The organism is Myxococcus sp. CA056 (assembly GCF_013336715.1).
In the GTDB taxonomy this organism is placed as follows: domain Bacteria; phylum Myxococcota; class Myxococcia; order Myxococcales; family Myxococcaceae; genus Myxococcus; species Myxococcus llanfairpwllgwyngyllgogerychwyrndrobwllllantysiliogogogochensis.
In genome coordinates, this window is record NZ_JABUMT010000008.1 from 200,076 (window position 1) to 221,420 (window position 21,345).

Consider the following 21,345-nt stretch of genomic DNA (forward strand, 5'->3'; position numbering starts at 1 on the left):
ATTGAAGCGCGCGCTCCGCCCCCGACGAATCGGCTGGGGAGGGCGGGATGCGTCTCCGTCTTGGAGACATCCTGGAGACGAGAAGCAGCCTGAAAAGAATCGGGGCCGGAAGCCGCTGAGATTCCAGCGGCTTCCGGCCCCGATTGCAGTGTCCCCGACGGGATTCGAACCCGTGTTACCGGCTTGAAAGGCCAGCGTCCTGGGCCTCTAGACGACGGGGACGTCGCCACCTACATGAGTCGCGGGGGGATCGAACCCCCGACCCTCGGCTTAAAAGGCCGGTGCTCTACCATCTGAGCTAGCGACTCGCACTATTCTTTTGTTCAAAAAAACTCGCGCGGCCCGCCTGGGCCCGAAGGCAGGCGCTTCCTACCCGAACTCCTTCGCGCTTTCCACTGGCGAGCGCATGTCTCCCATCCTGACGGCGCTTCCACCGCCTCCCGGTGAACGCCTGGGGCCCCGCCACACGCCGCCGTCAGTCATCGGTTGTATACAGCAGGCATGGCCCAGGACCTCCCCCCTGAAGAACACGAAGACACGGAGGCCGAGGACGGCGACGAGAAGGCTCCCTTCCGCCGCTACCTCACCCGCCCGGGCGCCGAGCGGATGCACCGGGAGCTCGTCCGGCTGCTCAACGAGGAGCGCCCCAAGGTGACCGCCGAGGTCTCCGCCGCCGCCGCCCAGGGGGACCGCTCCGAGAACGCCGAGTACATTTACGGAAAGAAGCGCCTGCGCGAAATCGACCGCCGCATCCGCTTCCTACAGAGGCGCCTGGACACCGCCACCATCGTCACGCCTTCTGAACAGAGCGACCGTGCACGCGTTTACTTCGGCGCCACGGTCACCCTGGAGGACGAGGACGGAGCACGCACGAAGTACCAGATTGTCGGGTCCGACGAAATCGACGCCGCCGGAGGTCGCATCAGCGTGGAGTCCCCCATCGGTCGCGCCCTTCTTCGCAAGAGCGTGGGTGACTCCGTCGAGGTGCACCGCCCCCGGGGCGAAATCGAGCTGACCGTCATCGACATCCGCTACGACTAGGAGGCCCCATGCCTCGGACGCTCCCCATCAACCCCCGCTTCCGCCGCATCTATCAGCACCTGAGCGGGGCGGACCTGGCCGCGCTCGACCCCGAGGAACTCTCCCTCGAGGACCTGGGCCTGGGCGACTCCCAGAAGACCCGCGTGGGCCTGCTGTTCGGGACCTACAGCCACCAGGGCCTCGAGCGCGTCCTGCGCACCTACGGCCTGTTCCAGCGCGCAGAGGAGCGGGTGGGGCCCATCGAACTGCGCATCCAGGGCGAGGATCCGTTCCGCCCCCGGGTCGTCTTGTGGAGCCGCCGCTTCTACGCCCCCGTCGCCGACCTGTCCCTGCGCATGGCCACCGGCGCCGAGGTCGGCCTCGGTGACGCGCTCGCCACCGCGCCCCTGCTCTATGTGGACGCGCTGCTGCTCCAGAATCCGGGCCGCTCGTTCGACTGGCACCGCCCACCGCTGCCAGGGCAGAGCCACCCCGGGCTCGCGCTCTCCGCGCCCCTGTTGGAACTCTTGATGCTCATGGCCCGTCGCATCGGCGCGGAGGCCCTGGCCCTCACTCCCTCCACCTTCGCCGCCGCGAGCGTCTATGACCGGCGCTTCCTCTTCGTGGACGGCGCGGCCCAGGGGCGCTTCCTCGCGTTGCGCGGCGCTGGCGGCAAGCGCCCTCGCTGGCTGCTCGCGTGGGCCGTGGAGCTGGGCTGCATGCGCGACGCGGAAGGGCAGCCGCTCCCCTTCACCCCCATGCCCATGTTGTCTCCGCTCAGTCGCCGGCTGATCCGCTCGTTCGACGCCAAGGCCTGGGCCGAAGCGCGCGAGCAGACGGGGCGACAGGTGGTGACGCTCGACGAGGAGGCGCTCCAGCAGAGCTTCCCCTGGGAGCGCATGCCCCCGGGGCCGCCCCCCGAGCGGCTGGCGGAGCTGCTGGGGTACGACCCGCTCGCCCCCGTGCTCGCGCACTGAGCGCCAAGGCGTGGGGTTTCGAACAACCGGCGTCCCCGACGCCAACCTGGCTGCTTCCGTCGGAGCCGCTGTCTATATTGGAGTGGGCGTCAGGCTCAGCCACGTCGCACGGTCCCCAGCGGTCGCACCCGAACCAATCAGGTCGCGCGAACCCACGATGCGAAAGAACTTCATCCTCGATACCAACGTCCTCCTCCATGATCCGCGCAGCATCTACGGCTTCGAGGACAACAACGTCATCATCCCCATCTACGTCATCGAGGAGATTGATCAGTTCAAGAGAGATCTCTCCGAGCTGGGGCGCAACGCCCGCATGGTGGCGCGCTACCTGGACACCTTCCGCGCGGAGGGCTCGCTGAAGGAAGGGGTGCCCATGCCGAGGGGCGGCCTCTTGCGCGTGTGCTTCACGGACCGCGACCTGCCGCTGTCCATGGCGGACAGCAACCTGATGGACAACCGCATCCTCGCGGTGGCCATCGACCTGATGGAGCAGGAGCCTGACACCCAGGCCGTCTTCATCACCAAGGACACCAACCTGCGCATCCGCGCGGACGCGTTGGGCCTCATCGCCGAGGACTACGACACCGAGCGGGTGGAGATCACCGAGCTGTACACGGGCTTCACCGAGCGGCTCGTCCCCAAGGAGCTGGTGGACCAGATGTACAGGCCCGGCGCGGAGGTGGAGCTGCCGGACGTGGACACGCTCTTCCCCAATCAGCTGGTGCTGCTCAAGGACGAGACGAACCCGTCGCACACCGCCATGGGGCGCCTGCACGGGCTCAAGAACCGGCTGGTGCCGCTGCTCCGCCAGAGCAAGGAAGGCACCTGGGGCATCCGTCCGCGCAACATGGAGCAGGCCTTCTGCCTGGACCTGCTGCTCAACGACGACATCAAGCTCGTCACCATCGTCGGCAAGGCGGGCACGGGCAAGACGCTGCTGGCCATCGCCGCGGGGCTCCAGAAGGTGACGGAGGAGAACCTCTACCAGAAGCTCCTGGTGAGCCGTCCCATCTTCCCCCTGGGGCGGGACATCGGCTATCTGCCCGGCAGCGTCGAGGAGAAGCTCAACCCCTGGATGCAGCCCATCTTCGACAACGTGGAGTTCCTGATGAACCTCAGCCGCGCGGACAAGAAGGCCGGCCGCGGCTATCACGAACTGCTGGACCTGGGGCTGATGGAAATCGAGCCGCTCACGTACATCCGTGGCCGGAGCATCCCCAACCAGTTCATCATCGTGGACGAAGCGCAGAACCTCACGCCTCACGAGGTGAAGACCATCATCACCCGCGTGGGTGACAACACGAAGATCATCCTCACGGGGGATCCGTTCCAGATCGACAACCCCTATGTGGATTCGACCAACAACGGCCTGGTGCACGTGGTCAATCGCTTCAAGAGCGAGAAGATCGCCGCGCACATCACCATGGCCAAGGGCGAGCGCAGTGCCCTGGCCGAGCTCGCCGCCAACCTGCTCTAGGCACCCGCGGGTGCCTGCGCGAAGAGACGTGTCATGACGAACGACGGCCCTGGAGACACCCCTCCGGAAGACGGAGAGAAGAAGCCCCTCATCGAGTACCCCGCGGTCTACACCTTCAAGGTGATGGGCCTGCAGGGGCCCGGCTTCGCCGAGCACGTGAGGGACTTGTTCCGGAAGATGATGGGCTCCGAAATCTCTCCGGACTCCATCCACGAGCAGCCCAGCAGCAAGGGCAAGTACCTGTCCCTCAGCGTGTCGGTGTACCTGCTGTCCGAGGAGCAGCGGCGCTCCATCTACGAACAGCTGAAAAAGGACCCGCGCGTCGTCTACTACCTGTGACGCCGGACGCGCGCGGCCTCCTCTGTCGGGTGGGGGGCCCGCGCCGTCTCTGGAAGTCCGGGCGGGGTTGGGTATATGAGGAGCCCATGAGCCCGGCAGATCCCTTTCCGCTGTACCACCCCGCGGACGCCCGGCGCGCGTTCAGCTCGGACGACGTGACTCGGCGGTTCGCCAAGGTGGCCCAACTGGAGCCGGGCGCCCGGGTGCTGGTGCTCGGGTGTGGCGCGGATGGCAGCGCGGCGCTGCTGCTCGCCCGGGAGATGGGCTGCACCGTGCTGGCCGCGGACATGGACGAGGCCCTGGTCTCCTCCGCCCGCGAGCGGGTGCGCCATCAAGGGCTGACGGACCGCATCGATGTGCGCGGCGTGGCCCTGGATTCGCTCGGACTGCCGGACGGCGCTTTCGACGCCATCCTTGTCCAGGGCCGGGTGCTGTACACCCTGCGCGGGACGCTGTCGTCCCTGCGGCCGCTCCTGGCGAGAAGAGGGCGGCTGGGAATGACCTTCCCCGCGAGGGTGGCGCGAGTCGTCCCCAAGGCCGCCGCCGAGCTCTGGGAGCGCCGTCTGGGCGCCCCCCTGTTGCTGCCGCGCGAGCTGCTCCAGTCGCTGGAGCTGGGCGGATTCGAGCCGGAGTCGGCGGAGACGCTGCACGACGTGGAACTCGACGACTACTACCGAGAGGTGGAGTCCAGCCTGAAGCCCATGTCGGGTTCCCAGGCGTCCGCGCTGCGCGAGGAACTGGCGCTGCACCGCGAGAGCAACGGCAAGGCCACGGTCAGCTACGCCTTCGTGGTGGGACGCCGCAAGGAGCCGGGCGAGAAGCCCCCGGCTTCACGCGACAGGGGCTAGTCGGCCAGGCGGGGGAGGGCGGCAATCTGGCCGCCCCCTTCCAGCCCAGCGGGCTAGTTCAGCGCGCCGTTGAAGTCGACGAGCTCGATGGACTCGGGCGCCACGGACAGCGACACCTGATCCCGATATCCGGCCGCGTCGCCGCCCACCTGGAAGGGCATGGGGCGCGCGAAGCGGATGGTGGCGTCGCGGACGTGGAAGTCGTGCAGGCCCTCGGGGAACCAGCGCCCGTTCCAGAGGCGGGGCAGGTTCGCCAGCACCTGCGTGGGAGTCACCTGGCCCAGCCGCAGTTGCATGAAGCCGCGCCGGCCACACGCGAAGGGGAACATGCGGAAGCCATAGCCGTAGAAGGGCATGGTGCCCGCGGCGGCCATCATCAGCCTGCCCCGGAAGAGCAGCTCGCCAGGGGCCACCGGCTCGCCCATGGGCTGGCCGTCCGCGCCCAGGCGGTACGCCTCGCCGGCCTGCCCGTTGACGACCTCGCACTCCACCCAGGTGGAGTTCGTCAGGTAGTGCGGCACCGTCTTGCAGGCCACCGCGGAGAAGTAGCCACCGCTGCCGGACAGCACGCTCTTGAGGAGACCCTTGCCCAGGTTCTCCTTCACCCAGATGTAGTCGTTGAGCACCTTGCCATCCACGCCCAGCCCCGCGAAGGGCGCGCGCTGCCCATCCACCATCAGGAGGTCCATTGGGCGGAAGCCCGGGACTTCACCGGTGCGGGCGCGCAGCACGTCGTTGAGGATTCCGTCGCCCCGGGTGCCGGAGGCGTTGACGTGGGCGGCGATACCGTTGCCCGTGCCCAGCTTGAGGATGCCGAAGCGGGGCGCCTGCTGACCGGCGAAGCGGCCTCGGGGGCCGACCAACTGGAGGACCTCGTTCACGAAGCCCATGAACGTGCCGTCGCCGCCGCCCGTGAAGACCAGGGGATAGCCGCGCTCCAGCACCGTCTGGGCGATGCGGCGGCCGTCCAACTGCGAGCGGGAGAGGAACAGGTCCTGCTCCGGCACCACGTGCGACAGCGACTTCACCACCCGGGCGTCCACCTTCCGGGCATTGGCGTTGAGGAGCACCGCGACCTTCGGTTCAGCGGATACGTCCGCCGACGGGGAGCGGCGGAGGTCCGGAGAGCGCAGGGGCTGAACCAACATGAGGATGGCTCCAGGGTAGGTGCGGGTGGGGGAACCCGACATCGACGCGTCGCCGCAATGTGCACTTTCATTGCCAACCGGTGACGCGAGGCGTCAGCAGGCGGGCAGGCATGTCATTCCAAGGGGTTGCAGCGTTGGTTGCTGTTCGAAAGGTCGCCCGGTTGCTACCTGGAGGTGACGGCGGTGTAGAGCGCGTTACGCACCCGTGCCGTGAAGGTGGCGATGACGTGACGCGGCAACCAGCCTCGTGCGCACTGCGCTACGCACCCGGGAGCACCACCTTGTGCCAGAGGGCCCGGCGCCACCTCCGGTTTGACACAGGGGGGTGGGTGGTTACGTTGGGCGTACATCAGGAGCTTTCGCAGAAAACGCAGTTATTTCCGGAGGATACGAACCGTGGGCAAGATTATTGGGATCGACCTGGGCACCACGAACAGCGTGGTGGCGATCATGGAGGGTCGCGAGCCCAAGGTCATCGTCAACGAGGAAGGCAGCCGCATCACGCCCTCGGTCGTCGCGTTCACCAAGGACGGCGAGCGACTGGTTGGTCAGGTGGCGAAGCGCCAGGCCATCACCAATCCGGAGCGCACCATCTACTCCAGCAAGCGCTTCATGGGCCGGCGGCATGACGAGGTGACCGAGGAGGCGAAGCTCGTCCCTTACAAGGTTGCTCGAGGACCGAACGGTGACGCGCGCATCGAACTGGACGGCAAGCAGTACAGCGCGCCGGAGATCAGCGCGCAGATCCTGCTGAAGCTGAAGCGGGCGGCGGAGAACTACCTGGGTGAGAAGGTGACGGAGGCGGTCATCACCGTCCCCGCGTACTTCAACGACGCTCAGCGCCAGGCCACGAAGGACGCGGGTGAAATCGCGGGCCTCACGGTTCGGCGCATCGTGAACGAGCCGACCGCCGCGGCGCTCGCGTACGGCCTGGACAAGAAGAAGGACGAGAAGATCGCCGTCTACGACTTCGGCGGCGGCACGTTCGACATCTCCATCCTGGAGGTGGGTGAGAGCGTGGTCGACGTGCTCGCGACCAACGGCGACACGCACCTGGGCGGTGACAACATCGACCAGCGGATCATGGACTGGCTGATCTCCGAGTTCAAGAAGGACACGGGGCTGGACGTCAGCAAGGACAAGATGGTCCTCCAGCGCCTGAAGGAGGCGGCGGAGAAGGCGAAGATCGAGCTGTCGAGCGCGACGGAGACGGACATCAACCTGCCGTTCCTCACGGCGGATGCGACCGGTCCCAAGCACCTCAACCTGAAGCTCACGCGCGCCAAGTTCGAGGCGATGATCGATGACCTCATCGAGCGCTCGCTGGAGCCGTGCCGCAAGTGCCTGAAGGACTCGGGCGTGGACCTCAAGGACCTCAACGAGGTCGTGCTCGTGGGCGGTACCACGCGCATCCCGAAGGTGCAGGAAGCGGTGAAGCGGCTGTTCGGCAAGGAGCCGAACCGTTCGGTGAACCCGGACGAGGTCGTCGCCGTCGGCGCGGCGGTGCAGGCGGGTGTGCTCTCCGGCGAGGTGAAGGACATCCTCCTGCTGGACGTGACGCCGCTGAGCCTGGGCGTGGAGACGCTGGGTGGCGTGATGACCAAGCTCATCGAGCGCAACACCACCATCCCCACGCGCAAGTCGGAGACGTTCTCCACGGCCGCGGATGGCCAGTCGCAGGTGGAGATCCACGTGCTCCAGGGTGAGCGCGAGATGGCGAACGACAACCGGAGCCTGGGCCGCTTCCACCTGACGGGCTTGCCCCCGGCGCCGCGCGGCGTGCCGCAGATCGAGGTGACGTTCGACCTCGACGCCAACGGCATCCTCAACGTCAACGCCAAGGACAAGGCCACCGGCAAGGAGCAGAAGGTCACCATCACCCACTCGTCCGGTCTCGCGAAGGACGAGGTGGAGAAGATGGTCGCCGACGCCCGCTCGAACGAGGCGGCCGACAAGGAGCGCCGCGAACTGGTGGAGCTGAAGAACCAGGCGGAGGCCCAGTCCTACGCCGCGGAGAAGCTCGTCAAGGAGAACAAGGAGAAGCTCACTCCGGACGTGGCGAAGGCGCTCGAGGACAGCGTGGCGGAGCTCAACAAGGTGCGCGAGGGCCAGGACAAGGACGCCATCAAGGCCGCGCTCGAGAAGCTCCAGGCCGCCAGCTACAAGGCCGCGGAGGAGATGTACAAGGCCACCGGTGGGGCGCCGGGTGGCGAGCCGCCTCCGGGTGCTGCTCCCGGGGCTCAGCCGGGCGCGAAGAAGGACGACGTGGTGGACGCCGAGTTCCGCCAGTCGTAGCGCCGGGGCCGTGAGGCCCGGGTGTTGAAGCAGAGGGCCGGTACTCCCGCCACACGCGGGGGGCCGGCCCTTCTGCGTTGCCGGACTCGGGGCGGACCTTCCGAAAGGATGGATGGCCGTGTGCGTGGCGAGACTTGGGGCGGGTGCAAGGGGTTGAGGGGACTGGGGTGGGGGCTGGTGACGGAGGTGCAACAGGCTGGGGCTCCACGTCTTCTTGAGAGGTGCCTGGCATGTCCCGCGTCTCGTCCCCGCTGTCTCCCGCCTCGTCCTTGCCCATCGAAGGGGAGTCCGCGGCTGCTTCCCTCGACTCCGCTCCAGTCCGCGGCACGCTGTCTCCGACGAAGAGTCCGTCGGCCAGCACGCTGGAGGTCTTTCAGGGCCCGTCCGGAACGGTTGGAGCCTTCTCCGTGCCCGGGCCTCGCTGCGGGCCCAGGATGGGGGAGTCGAATGGCTTCGACTTCGCGGTGGGCGGCTCCTTTCCTCCTCGCCCCACGGGCAACGTGCGGGAGCAGATGAAGCAGGGGGCCTTCACGCTCGCCCAGTCGGAGGCCGCCACCGCGAGCCTGCTGATGAAGGGCGGCAGCGTCGTGGACGCCTATGCACGGGGGCACCTGCGGCTCCTGGAGCCCAGCCCTCCCATCCAGGGCGCGCCCACGTCCCTGACGGACTACACCAGCGCGCTTCCGGGAGTCCCTCCCGAGGCGGCCTGGGGCTACTTCGTGCGCAATCCCGGGCCGGTGTTCGAGTCCGCCGGCATCCGCATCCAGCCATCCACCGTCGCGCTGACGGATGGGGCGAAGGTGTTCCTGGAAGAGAAGGGGCCTCCTCCTGTCTGGGCCCCGGTTTCGTTCCGGTTGGAGGCGGAGACGAACACCGTGCACATCACCACCCTGGACGGGCACCCTCTGCGGGGGACGAACCGCTTCGTCTTCGAGGACGACGGGGAGGGTGGAACGCGACTGCGCCAGTACTCGGCCTTCCAGGGCAGCTCACCCGCGACGGCGGTGGGCCTCATGCTGATGGACCCCATCGAACGGCAGCATGACATCTGGCGCGGCGTACATTCGCATCTGCATGACACGCTCGTCTCACGCTGACATAGAACCGAGGGTTGGAGGTGACGCGGATGGTGCTGAGGACGACGCCGCCGGGACATGATGTGATCCTCTACGACGGGCATTGCCGCATCTGCAGCGGCGCGGCCCGCGAGTTCCAGAAGCTGCTGGGAGGGCGGGGGACGCAGCTGCGCTCGTTCCGGGACGAGGGCGTGCTGGTGGGCTTCCCGGGCATCAGCGCGGAGCGGTGCGAGAACGCCATGCAGCTCGTCCAGGCGGATGGGCGGGTGCTGGAAGGCGCGGAGGCCATCGTCCGGGCGCTGGGCAGGCACCCCCTGGGCCGCCTGCTGTACGTCTACTACGTCCCTGGCCTCCGCCAGCTTGTTGACGTCTTCTACCGGGCCTTCGCCCGCTACCGGTTCAAGATTGCCGGGCGGACCTGTTCGGACGGTGGTTGCGAGGTCCACTTCAAATAGACAGAGGCCGGCGGGTAGCATGGGGCCAACCCCGCTGCCCCTGGATTGTTCGTGCAAGCTCATCCGCCGCCGTACCTCCAGGCCGCTCGCGCCTTTCGCCACTTCTTCAGCGAGCTGCGGGACGTCTACCTGGAGCGAGAAACGCTCTTCACGCAGCTCGAGCTGGCGCTGCTGAGCCGGGAGCATGTGCTCGTCGTAGGGCCACCCGGGACGGCCAAGAGCGCCATCGCCAGCGCGGTGCTGGGGCGCATCTTTGACGAGCACACCGGCCTGCCCTCGCTGTTCTCCAAGCAGCTTGCCGAGTCCACCGTGCAGACGGACCTGCTGGGTCCGGTGGACTTCAAGGTGCTGACGGAGACGGGGCGCACGGAGTACCTCACCGACGAGGGCATGCTGGGCTCGCAGCACGCGTTCCTGGATGAAATCTTCGACGGCCGGGACATGCTGTTGCGCTCCATCCTCAACGTGCTCTTCGAACGGGAACTCAAGCACGGTCGGCGGGTGACGGCGGGACGCACCGAGTGCGTCATTATGACGAGCAACCGGTATCTCTCCGAGGTGCTGGCGCGCTCGCCGGAGCTGTTGCTCGCCTTCGCTGACCGGCTGAGCTTCATCAGCTTCGTGCCCAAGTCCTTCGCCCGAAAGGAGAGCCGGGCCGCCATGCTGCAGCGCTTCGCGCAGGGCGCGCGCGCGGACCTGCGGGCTCCTCTTTCGCTGCAGCAGATGGACCTGCTGCAGGACGCCGTCTCGCGGGTGAAGGTGCCCAGTGACGTGCTGGAGGGCGTGGAGTTGCTGGCGGATGCCCTGGAGCGGGCCCTGACGGCCCAGGTGTCCAAGCTGCCCGACTACGTGCCCACGAAGTACTTCTCCCAGCGCTCGGCGGTGAAGGCGCTGTGGGCGCTCAAGGCGGCGGTGGTGCGGGACCAGATCTACCGGCGGCCGGAGCGACCGCTGGAGGCGTCCGTGGAGGACCTGGACGCGCTGCGCTGGTTCTTCCTGTTGGGCGGTCCCCCCTCGACGGAGACGGAGGCGCTGCTCAAGTCGGTGGTGGACCCCCGTGAGCGGGCGCAGCTCGAAATCGTCCGGTTGGAGCAGCGCACCTTCGACGAGGTCATCGCGAAGGTGCGGCAGGAGCTGGGCGGGGGCCTGGAACGCGAGGCCCAGGTGCTGGGCTCGGCGGAGGAGGCCTCGGCAGTGGAGGCCCTCTCACGCAACTGGCAGCCTTCCATGGCATCCACCTCCGCGCGGGGCCTTTTGACGAAGCTCGTCCCCGGTCCACGTCATGCGCAGAACCGCGCTCCGTTGCTGGTGTCTGCCCGGGCGCTGGTGGCGGCGATGGACCAGCGGCTCGCGCGCGGCATGGCGGGGCAGGGAGAGGGACGGGGAGGGCTGGCCCTGCTGTCCTCATTCCACGACGTGCTGGAGCTGTGCCGCGTCATCCCCGAACTCAAGGTCGGCCTGTCCCCCCTGAGTGAGTCCACGGCCCGATTCCTCGAGGGGGCCCTGGAGATGATTGCCCTGACCGCGGAGAGCGCGGACTTCGAGGAGGGCCTCAAGCTGGAGGGGCTGGTGGGGCTGGCGGACAACCTGGAGGAGGAACTGTCCAGGTCGGCGGACCTGGTGGGCGTCCTGGCGGAAGGTGCTCCGGTGGCGGTGGAGCGGCTGCGCCAGTCGGAGGCCGCCGCGCGAAAGCGGGTGGTGGGGGCGTTGCGGCGCCGGGCGACCGTTGCCTTCCAGGGCGCATCCGCACGCGGACGCAAGGAGCCGCTGGAGACGCTGGCCGCGGACTCGCGCCGACTGTCACAGCTGGAGCAGTCGCTGGTCGCGCTGGACCCGACACAGCGAAGCTTCAAGGAGGAGCTGCTGCTGCCCCTGGGCCTCGCCTATGCGCGCGAGGTGCTGGCCTCCACGCCGTTCGAGCGCATCGAACAATACGGGCGCGCGGTGCAGGCCGTGGCGGAGAACCTGCGGCGCGAGGGACTGCCCGTCGACGTGGTGATGGGGGAGTGCCAGAGCATCCTCGACGGTCGGCTGCGCGAGCACGCTCGACTCCTCACTCGCGAGGTGCCGAGCCCGCCTCCGCCGGCCGCCTCCGTCCTCAACGGCGACGCGTACGTCTTCTACCGGGGCGATTTCTCCGCCAAGGCCCCGGACGGCGAGTTGGCGGCGTTGTTGGGCCTGGACGGACAGCTCGCGTTCACCCGAGGGGGGTCAGCGTCGGCCTTCTTCTCGGAGAACGCCCGCGCGGCGGTGGCCCAGGCGGAGCTCACGTTCATCCAGACGCGCGTCAAGTACCTGCGCAGCTGGCTGACCCAGCTGCTCACCTCGCTGCCCTCGCCGGAGGCCCTGACGGAGCGGCCCGAGGTGGAGCGCACGGTGGACCGACTGGTTCGCAGCCGCTTCCCCCTGCTGGCCTTGAAGGAAGGGGAGCTGGTGCGCCTCAAGGGGGTGCTGTCGCTGCTCGCGGCCATTCCAGGCGAAGTGGGCGAGAGCGCGCAGCGGCTGGAGGCGCAGCTCCGGGGCATCGACGAGGACTTCGGGCGGTACAGCCGTCAGGTGCTGGAGCGGCGGTCCGCCGCATGAGCACGCCCGAGTCGCATAGGGCGCGAAGGGAGGGCTGAGCATGCTCTCCCGGCGGCTCACGGACCTGAGACGGCGCCTGGACATGTTCCGTCAGCCCGCGCCCCCGGTAGGGGGCATGCGCCGGTGGACGTTCGGGCGCAAGGTGACGGGTCCCGGCGACCTCGCCCTTCCCGTGCTCGCGGTGCTGGACCGGGAACTCGACAAGGTGGGCATCCACACCTCGGCGGACGCGCAGTTGCTGCGTGAGCTGGGGGCCCGTCGAGGGCTCGCGGGGGCATTGTCCCAGGGGCTCCAGGCCCGGGCCGGGCAGGCACTTCAAGAACTCGAGGCGTGTGTGGAGCGCGTGGAGCGCGCCTGGCGGGCGGGAGTGATGCCGCCGGGAACCCTCACGGTGCTCGATAGGGCCTTTGTCCAGCTCGCGAGGGCCGTGAAGGTGGCCGACCTCTTCGCCCGTCCGCCCACCGAGGACGTCGACGACGACGAGGGCTTCATCGCCTTCGAGCGTCCAGCCTCCCCGCGCAGGCAGCGCGCGCCCAGCAGCTCCCGGATGGCCGTGGCCGAGTACTTCGCGCTGCGCGCCCGGGAGAACGTCGTCGACGTCGTGCAGAAGCGCAGGGACCTGGACCTGGCCCACGAGATGTTGCTGCGCCTGGGAGCGGACCACGACCGGGAGCGCGGCCTACCCCTGCGCCGCGAGGTGGCCGAGGCCCGGGAGCGCACTCGCGCGGTGCCGGCCGTGCGCTCCCTGGAGGAACTCCTGCGGCACGTGCGGCACGCGGCCCGGCATGACCCCCAGGCAGCCTACCGTTCGCTGCGCGGCCTCTACGAGCGGGCAGTGGAGGCGGGGGATCTGGAGCTGGCGGCGGCGGCTCGCGCGGCCCTGGAGCCCCTGTTGCCCTCCCGCTCCCAGTTGACTGCCCTCGTGGAGCGCGCCGAGCGGGACGCGCTGGCCCACTGGTTCGGGGAGTCTCCCCCGGAGGAGAAGCCCGAGGTGGCCACTCCACGTCCGGACGAGCTGCTGGCGGACCTGGCCTTCTCGCTGCGGCCCGAGCAGCTCGCCACCTTCGAGCTGGCGGCGGGGTGTGCCCGTTACTTCGACGTGGAGGACGCGCTCTCCGAGGAAATCGTCCTGGCGGAGACCCAGGTGGCGAGGCCCGTGCCCCGGCGCGTTCCCTATCCCACCCAGACGATGACCTTCGAGGTGACCGGCGGCCTGCACGAGGTGAACAACTTCGTCCTGACAGACCCGAGGATGTTGCTGAGGGACCTCGCGGCCAACCGGCAGCTCGTGCGGGCCTACCTGGAAGAAGCGCCACCTCCCCAGTCGAAGAAGGTGAAGCGCACCGCCGTGCGCGTCTATGTCTGTGACGCCTCCGGCTCCATGCATGGCGCCCGGGCCCGCTTCCGTGACGCCCTCATCATCGCGGAGCTGAACAACCTGCGCGTCAAGGCGCGCCGTGGGGAGACGTTCGACCCGCTCTACTTCAGCTTCTTCAACGACGTGCCCACCGAGCTGGCCCGCGTGGACACCGCCGCCGAGGCCACCCGGCAGATAGAGCGACTCTTCCGGGACTCGCCCGCCGAGGGGCAGACCGATATCTCGCTCGCGCTGATGTCGGCCTTCGACTCCATCCGCGCCGCGCAGGGCAGGGACCCGTACCTCGCCCGGGCCACTGTCGTCCTCGTCACCGATGGCGAGGACCGCGTGGACCTGGAGCTCATCCGCCGCACCCGCGCGCCCATGGGCTCGCTCGACATCGCCCTGAGCTTCATCTCCCTGGGCGAGGAGAACCCGGACCTCCGCTCACTGGTTCGCGAGCAGCGCGCCTCCGGCATCCGCGCCTTCTACCACCACCTCTCCGACGAGGAGATTCAGTGGGCCCGTACCGAGTTCGACACGCCCTGGCGCACGCTGCTGCCTCGGGACGTGCCCGCCACGCCGGATTCGCTGGAGCAGCTCGCGCCTCACCTGGAGGCCCTGGAGCGCGTCGCCGGTGGGCGGAGCACCTCGGCCACCGTCGCCGTGGAGGCCTCGTTCGAAGCCCTCTTCCCTGAATCACCGCCGCGCCCCGAGGGCGGACAGGTGCCCGGCTCCGACGTCGTGGGCCGCGTGGTGGACATCCTCGGCGCGCTGGTGGAAGCCGCCTCGCTGGCTCCGGCGGACAAGCGCGCCACGGAGAGCGTGGTGCTCCTCCAGCACCTGTTGGCGGTGTATGGGCTGACCCCGGCGCGGTACCTCGCGGCCCTGTCCGTGGGTGGACCGTCGGTGATGGATGCGCTCGCGCGGGTGCGGCTGTTGTGCCGGCCCTTCGGGTAGTCTCCGGCCCACGCCATGTTCTTCGGCCTCTGGAAACGGAAGAAGGAGCCCGCCCGCCCGGCGGACCCGCTCGTCGCCTTCGACGAGCTGCTCGAGAACCTGGACCGGCAGGCCGCCGAGCTGCGCAAGTCCGCGGCCACGCTGCTCGCCCTGAAGGGGGACCTTGCTCGCGCCGTGGAGCGCTACTCCCGTCGCCTGGAGGACCTGGCCTCGCGCCATGCCACCGCCGCGTCGCGAGGGGACTCGAAGGCCGTGGGGGTGCTCGCGAGAGACTCCACCCAAGCCGAGGCCCTGCTGGCCACCACGCGGGAGTCGCTGGAGCGCGCGGACTCGGATGGAAAGCTGCTGCTGGAAGCCGCCGCGGAGCTGGGGGACCGGGTGGAGGAGCTGCGCCGCGAGCGGGAGAGCGCCTCCGCGCGCCTCACCCTGGGCGGCATCGTCACCGACGCGCTGAAGGAGCGTGTGGCCCGCTTCGAGCAAGCGTTGGTGGTGGATGCGGCGCGTGACGAGGTGGAGCGCGCGCACGCGCTGGCGGAGGTCTACCGGGAGGAGCGCCGGGAAAAGGCGGACTGAGTCAGCCGTCTCAGGTGCGGCGCGCCGTCTGGTGCAACTCCAGGACGATGTTGCCGCCCTTGAAGAGGCGCACCGCGCCGGACGTCTGGCTCACCACCAGCGCGATGCAGGCCGTGGAAGAGGTGATTCCCGCGGCGGCCGCGTGCCGGGCGCCCAGGCCGAGCGGAATCTTCACCATCTCGTCCTGCGCGGACAGGTAGCGTCCGGCGGCCAGCACCACGCCGTCCTCGCGGATGACGAAGGCGCCGTCCAGCACGGAGAAGTTCTTGATGGCCTCGCGAATCTTCGGGTCCAACACGTTCCGTTCGGCCTCGGAGAGGCCCTGGAACGGGTTGATGGTCATCTGCCGGCTCTTCTCCAGCACCGTCGTGTGGTCGCCGATGGTGATGATGGTGCCGATGGGATGACCCTCGAAACCCTCCTGCCCAATCTGGAGCGCCAACTGGATGAGCGCGTCCACCACCTGGGAGTTAAACTCCTCGCCCAATTTCACGCCTTCAATCGCGAGCCGATCATCCAGCGACCCACCAATCCGCATCTGCATCAGCGTATCGGGAGCACGACCCACACGCCCCGTCATGCAGAGCACCAGGTCGCCTTCCTTGAACGCTCCCTGCGAGAGCGCGGAGACGAGGGCCACCTTCACCCGTTCGGTGCGCGAATAGTCGTAGGCGGGGATGACGAGCGCACGGACCTTCCGAAGCAGGTGCTCCTGTGCCAGCTTGTCCAGCGTCACCGCATACACGAGCTTCTTGCGAGCAGGCCGGCCCCGGAGTTCCTCGGGAGGGATGGGCGTGTCACAGATGTAGAGAAAATGATCCACATCGCTCTTGGCGGCCAGCGAGAGGGCCGAGCGCAGGAACTCCCGATCAAACTTCGTGTTCTCGCTCAACCGCCCTCCCGTTCACCCGCAGTCGTGACTGGGTCAGCTTGACACCGACGGCTCTCTGAATAAAGCTTTCGGGCCCGTTTTTTGGGGGACAGGGCCCAAAAACCCTCGCGCACTGGAGCGAAGGCTGTGAACCAGAAAGATCTCAAGCGTTACAAGAAGATGCTCGAGGACAGCAAGACGAGCCTGCTCGAGAGCGCCAAGAAGACCCTGGTGGAGGAGTCGAATTTCGACACGGACGACCTCCCCGATGAGATTGACCTGGCCTCTTCCGAGTACGCGCAGTCAATGGTGTTCCGACTGCGGGACCGAGAGAAGTTCTTGCTGCAGAAGATTGATCGGGCGCTGACCCGGATCGAAGACGGCACGTTCGGCGTCTGCGAGCGTTGTGAAGAGGACATCTCCCCCAAGCGGTTGGAGGCACGTCCGGTGACGACGCTCTGCATCCGCTGCAAGGAGGAGCAGGAGAAGAAAGAGAAGTCCTACGGCTGAGTGCCGTGGGAGCCCAGGGCCGCGCGGGAATCCCCCGTGCGGCCCGGGTGAGTCCGGGGAAGAGCGGCGCCGCCTCAGGCGAGGGGCGCTTGGATCTCCACCCGGAGCAGCTGTCGGCCGATGAGGTAGTGGTCGCCGTTGTCCACGAAGGTGGGGCCGGCCAGCCGCATGAAGGTGCCGTTCGACGAGCCGACGTCACGCACGGTCAGCCGGTCCTGGCGGACCTGCAGCACCGCGTGACGCCCGGAGACGAAGCCGTCCGTGGGGAAGGTGAGGTCGCCCTGCTCGCGTCCCAGCAGGTTGTCGCCCTCGCGAAGCGGATACGCCGCGCCCCGGAGTCCCCCCTCGAGCAACTGGATGAGCCGCAGGCGGTAGCCGGGATCCGGCGAGCCCCAGATCTGCGTTCCTCCAGGCCCCTGCGTCGCGGTGGGGATGGGCTCCAGCACCAGCCGCTGACGTCCCAGGCGCACTTCACCGCCGGGTGACAGCTCGCGCTCCTGGCGCAGCCGCACGAAGACGCCGTTGGCGCCGCCCACGTCCTCTACCGCCAGGCGCGAGCCGGAGAAGAAGAAGCGCATCTGGACGGGCATGATGAAGGGGTCGTCCGGGAGCGAGAGTTCCCCCTGCTGGCCGCAGGTGAGGGTGTCTCGCTGCATGCGGACGACGGACTCGGGGCCGCCGTCGGCCCGCACCACGCGGATGGAGACCTGGGGGCGGGAGGACAGGCTGGCCACGGCCATGACCATCGTTCCGGAGCGCAGCGGCGAGCCGCACGCTCGGCAGACGGTGGCGTCCCGGGGGTTTTCGGTATCACAGCGGGGGCAGTATTCCATCGCTTCCATGAGGGCTCCGCGTTTCTACCAGGGGTGACGCGAGGTTGCTCGTCTTGCGAGCGGCTTGCTCAGTACCCGAGCGACGTGGTGAACTCCGTGACCCACCCTTCGGGGAAGTTGACTTGCACTGCCCCTCCTGCGGCGCTGACGCCCAAGAATCCTCCCGTTTCTGCCCGGCCTGCGGTGCGACCCTCGTGCGCACGCCGGATGCTGACGACTACGTCGGCCTGACCATTGCCCAGAAATATCGGGTCGAGGCCCTCATTGGCGAGGGCGGCATGGGGCGGGTGTTCCGAGCCCGGCAGATTTCGCTCGACAAGGTCGTGGTGCTCAAGGTGCTCCGGCACACGTTGCTGTCGGACGAGCGCACCGTGGCGCGCTTCCAGCGCGAGGCCAAGGCCGCCAGCCGACTGAACCACCGCAACTCCATCAGCGTGCTGGACTTCGGCCAGGCCGAGGACGGGGCGCTCTTCATCGCCATGGAGTACGTGGCGGGGCAGGACCTGCACCAGATTCTCAGCCGCGAGTGGCCCCTGGGCGAGGGGCGCGTGGTGCGCATCGTGAGCCAGGTGCTCGGCGCGCTGTCGGACGCGCACGGCGCTGGCGTCATCCACCGGGACCTCAAGCCCGAGAACATCATGGTGGAGCAGCGGCGCAACGAGCCGGACTTCGTCAAGGTGCTCGACTTCGGCATCGCGAAGATCACCGACTCCACCGACGACGGACCGGCGCTCACGCGCGCGGGCTTCGTCTGCGGCACGCCCGAGTACATGTCGCCGGAGCAGGCGCGCGGCGCGACGTTGGACCACCGCTCCGATTTGTACGCGGTGGGTGTCATCCTCTACCAGCTCATGACGGGCCTACTGCCGTTCGAGTCGGACTCGGCGGTGGGGTTCGCCACCAAGCACCTCACCGAGGAGCCGCCGCCCCCGACGCGGCGCCGGCCCGACGCGCGCATCTCCCCGGCGATGGAGCGGCTCATCCTGCGCACGCTCTCGAAGAGCCCGGATGACCGGCCCGCCAACGCGGAGGCCTTCCGCGCGGAGTTGATGGCGGTGGAGAAGGAGCGTCGTCGCTCGGAGGCGCCTCCTCGGCGGCCCCAGCCCTCGGCGGTGCTCGCGCCTCTGCCGCGCAAGTCGACGGGACGCAACGACGACAGTCGCGATGCCACGGCTCCAGGGTGGGGCAGCGAGGTGACGGTGGAAGCCACCGTCCGCGCGCTTCCGGACGTGCTCTCGCCGCTTCCCTCCAATGCCGACGCGATGCCCGCGACGCGGGAGAAGACGGACTCCATCATTCCCACCCAGCCCGGGGTGGGGGGCGGAGGGCTGGGCTTCTTCTTCAAGTCGCTCACCGTGCTGCTGGTGGTCGGCGCGGGCCTCTTCTTCGCGTACTACTTCTATTACTTGAACGGCGGGGGGAAGCCGGGCGTTGTCTCCCCCTTCTCGCTGCCTCGCAACGCGCCCGTTCCCGGGAACGTGGGGAGCACGGCGGGGGACTCCGAGCAGCCGCTCTACGAGCAGCAGATCCCCGCGGCGAACCGCAACCTGGAGGAATCCAGCCGCCATGCGCAGGCGGGAGATCAGGCGCTGGAGCGCGGCGACCTGGGGCTCGCCAAGTCGAAGTACAAGGACGCCTTCCAGAGCAACCCGGACCCGGAGCTGGCCCTCAAGCTGGGCGAGCTGTACTGGCAGCAGGATCAGCTCGACGAGGCCAGGGGCTGGTGGTCGCGGCATCTGCGCGAGGTGTCGAACTCGAAGGCCAGGCCTCTCATCGAGCAGCGCCTGGGGGGCACCGTGGCCCGCCCGTCGAGTCCGTAGCGAGGAGCCACTCGACTCCCTCGAGACGCTTGCTCTGGCTGGGTGTCTCTCCCTCGAGTACGCGGTGCTCGGTACCCCGGGCCGCTCGCGCGGGAGGACAGGCTGGGTGTCTCTCCCTTGAGTACGCGGTGCTCGGTACCCCGGGGCCACTCGCGCGGGAGGACAGGCAGCGTGTCGTCTCGGCGAACACGCGACGCGTGGCCCCCAAACGGGTGCTCGCAATGGCCGCGCGTCGTCTCAGCGAGCAGGTGATGCGCGGACCCAGAAGAGGTGCTCGCAATGGCCGCGCGTCGTCTCAGCGAACAGGTGACGCGCCCGCGCCCCGAGATGCTCACAGCGACCGCTCGCCGTCTCAGCGAACACACGAGGCGCGGTGCCCCACGAAGCGCGCAATGGCCCGAGGCGCGGTGCCCCACGAAGCGCGCAATGGCCGAGCATCGTCTCAACGAACACGTGATGCGCGGGTGCCCCGAGACGCTCGTAACGACAGCTCGCTGTCTCAGCGATCACATGATGCGCGGTGCTCCCGGAGGTGCTCGCAATGGCCGTGCGTCATCTCAACGAACACGTGACGCGTGGACACCATCAGTGCTCGCAAGGGCCGTGCGTTCTCTCGACGAGCACATGAATCGCGGTGCTCCCGGAGGTGCTCGCAATGGCCGCGCGTTGTCTCAGCGAGCACATGACGCGCGGTGCCCAGAGGTGCACGCAATGGCCGAGCGTCGTCTCAACGAACACGTGACGCGTGGACACCAGAGGTGCCCGCAATGGCTGTGCGCCGTCTCAGCGATCACATGATGCGCGGTGCTCCCGGAGGTGCTCGCAATGGCCGTGCTTCGTCTCAACGAACACGTGACGCGTGGACACCATCATTGCTCGCAATGGCCGTGCGCCGTCTCAACGAAGACGTGACGCGCGGACACCAGAGGTGCTCGCAATGGCCGCGCGTCGTCTCAGCGAGCACATGAGGCGCGGTACCCGAGCCGCTCGCGCTAACCGAGCGTTTCGACCTGGAGCACGTGCTGTCCCAGCCGGACCCGGTCTCCGGGACGCAGGGGGCGCTCCTCGCCCGCGGGGATGCGCACGTAGGTGCCCAGGCCGCCGGACAAGTCCCGCAGGAGCGCTCCGGTCGGCGTGGGGGACAGCTCGCAGTGGCGACCCGCGAGGCCCTCGTCGCCCGGGAAGCTCAGGTCGCAGTGCGCCTGTCCCAGCGTGAGCAGTGGGGCGGCTGTCACCACCGCGCGGCCTCCCCGGCCACCGAAGATGACCTCCTCCACGCCGTACACGGCCTGCCCGAGCGGCACGGGAGCGCCGTAGACGATGGGGCGACCGGCCACCGGCGCGGGCGTCTCCAGTCGGCCCGTGAAGCGGAACAACCGCTGACCCGCGCTGAAGTGGGTGCGCGCGGTGATGGCCTCCGTGCCCGCCACCGTGACGAACACACCGGAGGCGCTGGACTCGTCCCGCACGAAGAGCGCGCCGTCCTTCACCAGGAAGGTGGCGTGCAGCGGCGACACGAAGCCGTCATCCGGGAAGAGGATGGCGCCGCGCTGGCGGCCCACCACACAGCCCGTGACGGGAAGCTTGTAGCGCTGACCCCGCGTCGAACCCGCGATGACCGCCAGTCCGAAGCGCGAGGCCGCGGGGGCGGGGCGGGGGGCCGCGACCGGGGGCGCCGTGGCACCTGTCCGGCCAGGGAGGGCGGAGTCGGGCACCGGGGGCGGCGGACGCGTGTTGGCGGGCCCTGCGGGCGCGGTGCCTCGAGGGGACAGGGAGGGAGGGGTCGCCGGAGGCGCGGTCGGAGCAGGGGGGCGGGTGGCGGCGGGCCGCTCCACCATCAACCCGGCAGCGGCCGTCGGAGGCGGCGTCCGGGCCGAGGGGCGCATTCCCGGAGGGATGGCGCTGGGCGGAGGCGGCGTGACGGGGGGGCTGGCGGGCTCCGCCGGCCGGGGGCCAGGGAAGGAGGCCACGGCCGCGGGCCGGCCCCCCTGGGGCGTCGCGGCGGGTGGGCGCGCCGTCGCCGCGGGCTTCGCGGCGGCAGGCCGAGCGGCCGGGGCATCCCCGAGGGCCTGGCCGCAGAGCACGCAAGAGGCCGAGCGCGGCGGATTGAACCCGTCACAGTTCGGGCAGACCACGGAGAGAGCCGACAACAAGAGCTGTGACATGGGCGAACCAGAATCTACGGGCGCGTAAAACGTCGGGT

Annotated in this window: 17 protein-coding genes and 2 tRNA genes; 13 read left to right on the plus strand and 6 right to left on the minus strand. The window is 68.9% G+C overall.

The window, feature by feature from the left end; all coding sequences use genetic code 11:
- Positions 1–149: 149 nt before the first annotated feature.
- Positions 150–222: transfer RNA gene (locus HUA76_RS28685), tRNA-Glu, on the minus strand.
- 13 nt (positions 223–235) lie between these two features.
- Positions 236–308, minus strand: a tRNA-Lys gene (locus HUA76_RS28690).
- 193 nt (positions 309–501) lie between these two features.
- On the opposite strand from HUA76_RS28690, the gene greB reads away from it, so the two are divergent.
- From greB to HUA76_RS28715, 5 genes are all read left to right on the plus strand, one after another.
- Complete coding sequence (gene greB / locus HUA76_RS28695; RefSeq protein WP_174458608.1) at positions 502–1,041, plus strand: transcription elongation factor GreB; 540 nt, start codon at positions 502–504, stop codon at positions 1,039–1,041.
- An 8-nt stretch (positions 1,042–1,049) separates the two neighbouring features.
- Entirely contained in the window at positions 1,050–1,997 is a 948-nt protein-coding gene (locus HUA76_RS28700; protein ID WP_174462643.1) for a deacetylase, read from the plus strand.
- A 157-nt stretch (positions 1,998–2,154) separates the two neighbouring features.
- Positions 2,155–3,474, plus strand: coding sequence for a PhoH family protein (locus tag HUA76_RS28705; RefSeq protein ID WP_141648842.1), 1,320 nt, complete (start codon positions 2,155–2,157; stop codon positions 3,472–3,474).
- 33 nt (positions 3,475–3,507) lie between these two features.
- Positions 3,508–3,813, plus strand: coding sequence for a YbeD family protein (locus tag HUA76_RS28710; RefSeq protein ID WP_141648841.1), 306 nt, complete (start codon positions 3,508–3,510; stop codon positions 3,811–3,813).
- An 86-nt stretch (positions 3,814–3,899) separates the two neighbouring features.
- Entirely contained in the window at positions 3,900–4,661 is a 762-nt protein-coding gene (locus HUA76_RS28715) for a cyclopropane-fatty-acyl-phospholipid synthase family protein (protein WP_174462644.1), read from the plus strand.
- A 53-nt stretch (positions 4,662–4,714) separates the two neighbouring features.
- Here the strand turns inward: HUA76_RS28715 and HUA76_RS28720 are convergent, their stop codons facing one another.
- Positions 4,715–5,809 (minus strand): diacylglycerol kinase family protein, encoded by a 1,095-nt coding sequence (locus HUA76_RS28720; protein WP_141648839.1) that lies wholly within the window; start codon positions 5,807–5,809, stop codon positions 4,715–4,717.
- 396 nt (positions 5,810–6,205) lie between these two features.
- On the opposite strand from HUA76_RS28720, the gene dnaK reads away from it, so the two are divergent.
- From dnaK to HUA76_RS28750, 6 genes are all read left to right on the plus strand, one after another.
- Positions 6,206–8,104 carry a molecular chaperone DnaK gene (gene dnaK / locus HUA76_RS28725; protein ID WP_141648838.1) on the plus strand — a complete coding sequence of 633 codons (1,899 nt, stop codon included), beginning with the start codon at positions 6,206–6,208 and terminating at the stop codon, positions 8,102–8,104.
- 230 nt (positions 8,105–8,334) lie between these two features.
- A complete protein-coding gene (locus tag HUA76_RS28730; RefSeq protein ID WP_174462645.1) occupies positions 8,335–9,201 on the plus strand; it encodes a hypothetical protein in 867 nt (288 codons plus the stop codon).
- Between the two features lie 29 nt (positions 9,202–9,230).
- Entirely contained in the window at positions 9,231–9,635 is a 405-nt protein-coding gene (locus HUA76_RS28735) for a thiol-disulfide oxidoreductase DCC family protein (RefSeq protein ID WP_141648379.1), read from the plus strand.
- Positions 9,636–9,686: 51 nt separating this feature from the next.
- Complete coding sequence (locus HUA76_RS28740) at positions 9,687–12,218, plus strand: MoxR family ATPase (protein ID WP_174462646.1); 2,532 nt, start codon at positions 9,687–9,689, stop codon at positions 12,216–12,218.
- 40 nt (positions 12,219–12,258) lie between these two features.
- On the plus strand, positions 12,259–14,535 hold the full coding sequence (locus HUA76_RS28745) for a vWA domain-containing protein (protein ID WP_174462647.1): 2,277 nt from the start codon (positions 12,259–12,261) through the stop codon (positions 14,533–14,535).
- 15 nt (positions 14,536–14,550) lie between these two features.
- On the plus strand, positions 14,551–15,108 hold the full coding sequence (locus HUA76_RS28750) for a hypothetical protein (RefSeq protein ID WP_174458614.1): 558 nt from the start codon (positions 14,551–14,553) through the stop codon (positions 15,106–15,108).
- Positions 15,109–15,118: 10 nt separating this feature from the next.
- Here HUA76_RS28750 and HUA76_RS28755 read toward each other — a convergent pair whose 3' ends face one another.
- A complete protein-coding gene (locus HUA76_RS28755) occupies positions 15,119–16,000 on the minus strand; it encodes a diadenylate cyclase (protein ID WP_141648375.1) in 882 nt (293 codons plus the stop codon).
- A 126-nt stretch (positions 16,001–16,126) separates the two neighbouring features.
- Here HUA76_RS28755 and HUA76_RS28760 point away from each other — a divergent pair, with 126 nt between their 5' ends.
- On the plus strand, positions 16,127–16,489 hold the full coding sequence (locus HUA76_RS28760) for a TraR/DksA C4-type zinc finger protein (protein WP_141648374.1): 363 nt from the start codon (positions 16,127–16,129) through the stop codon (positions 16,487–16,489).
- 74 nt (positions 16,490–16,563) lie between these two features.
- Here HUA76_RS28760 and HUA76_RS28765 read toward each other — a convergent pair whose 3' ends face one another.
- Entirely contained in the window at positions 16,564–17,331 is a 768-nt protein-coding gene (locus tag HUA76_RS28765) for an FHA domain-containing protein (RefSeq protein WP_174458615.1), read from the minus strand.
- A gap of 113 nt (positions 17,332–17,444) precedes the next feature.
- Between HUA76_RS28765 and HUA76_RS28770 the strand changes: the two genes are divergently transcribed.
- Entirely contained in the window at positions 17,445–19,142 is a 1,698-nt protein-coding gene (locus tag HUA76_RS28770) for a serine/threonine-protein kinase (protein ID WP_141648373.1), read from the plus strand.
- A gap of 992 nt (positions 19,143–20,134) precedes the next feature.
- On the opposite strand, the gene HUA76_RS28775 is transcribed toward HUA76_RS28770, so the two are convergent.
- Positions 20,135–21,307: an FHA domain-containing protein gene (locus tag HUA76_RS28775; protein WP_174458616.1), complete on the minus strand. Its 1,173-nt coding sequence runs from the start codon at positions 21,305–21,307 to the stop codon at positions 20,135–20,137.
- Between the last annotated feature and the right edge of the window lie 38 nt (positions 21,308–21,345).

Coding starts and splice junctions, on each gene's coding strand:
- greB (WP_174458608.1), top strand. CDS start 502: ATGGCCCAGGACCTCCCCCCTGAAGAACACGAAGACACGGAGGCCGAG.
- HUA76_RS28700 (WP_174462643.1), top strand. CDS start 1,050: ATGCCTCGGACGCTCCCCATCAACCCCCGCTTCCGCCGCATCTATCAG.
- HUA76_RS28705 (WP_141648842.1), top strand. CDS start 2,155: ATGCGAAAGAACTTCATCCTCGATACCAACGTCCTCCTCCATGATCCG.
- HUA76_RS28710 (WP_141648841.1), top strand. CDS start 3,508: ATGACGAACGACGGCCCTGGAGACACCCCTCCGGAAGACGGAGAGAAG.
- HUA76_RS28715 (WP_174462644.1), top strand. CDS start 3,900: ATGAGCCCGGCAGATCCCTTTCCGCTGTACCACCCCGCGGACGCCCGG.
- HUA76_RS28720 (WP_141648839.1), bottom strand. CDS start 5,809: ATGTTGGTTCAGCCCCTGCGCTCTCCGGACCTCCGCCGCTCCCCGTCG.
- HUA76_RS28730 (WP_174462645.1), top strand. CDS start 8,335: ATGTCCCGCGTCTCGTCCCCGCTGTCTCCCGCCTCGTCCTTGCCCATC.
- HUA76_RS28735 (WP_141648379.1), top strand. CDS start 9,231: ATGGTGCTGAGGACGACGCCGCCGGGACATGATGTGATCCTCTACGAC.
- HUA76_RS28745 (WP_174462647.1), top strand. CDS start 12,259: ATGCTCTCCCGGCGGCTCACGGACCTGAGACGGCGCCTGGACATGTTC.
- HUA76_RS28750 (WP_174458614.1), top strand. CDS start 14,551: ATGTTCTTCGGCCTCTGGAAACGGAAGAAGGAGCCCGCCCGCCCGGCG.
- HUA76_RS28765 (WP_174458615.1), bottom strand. CDS start 17,331: ATGGAAGCGATGGAATACTGCCCCCGCTGTGATACCGAAAACCCCCGG.
- HUA76_RS28775 (WP_174458616.1), bottom strand. CDS start 21,307: ATGTCACAGCTCTTGTTGTCGGCTCTCTCCGTGGTCTGCCCGAACTGT.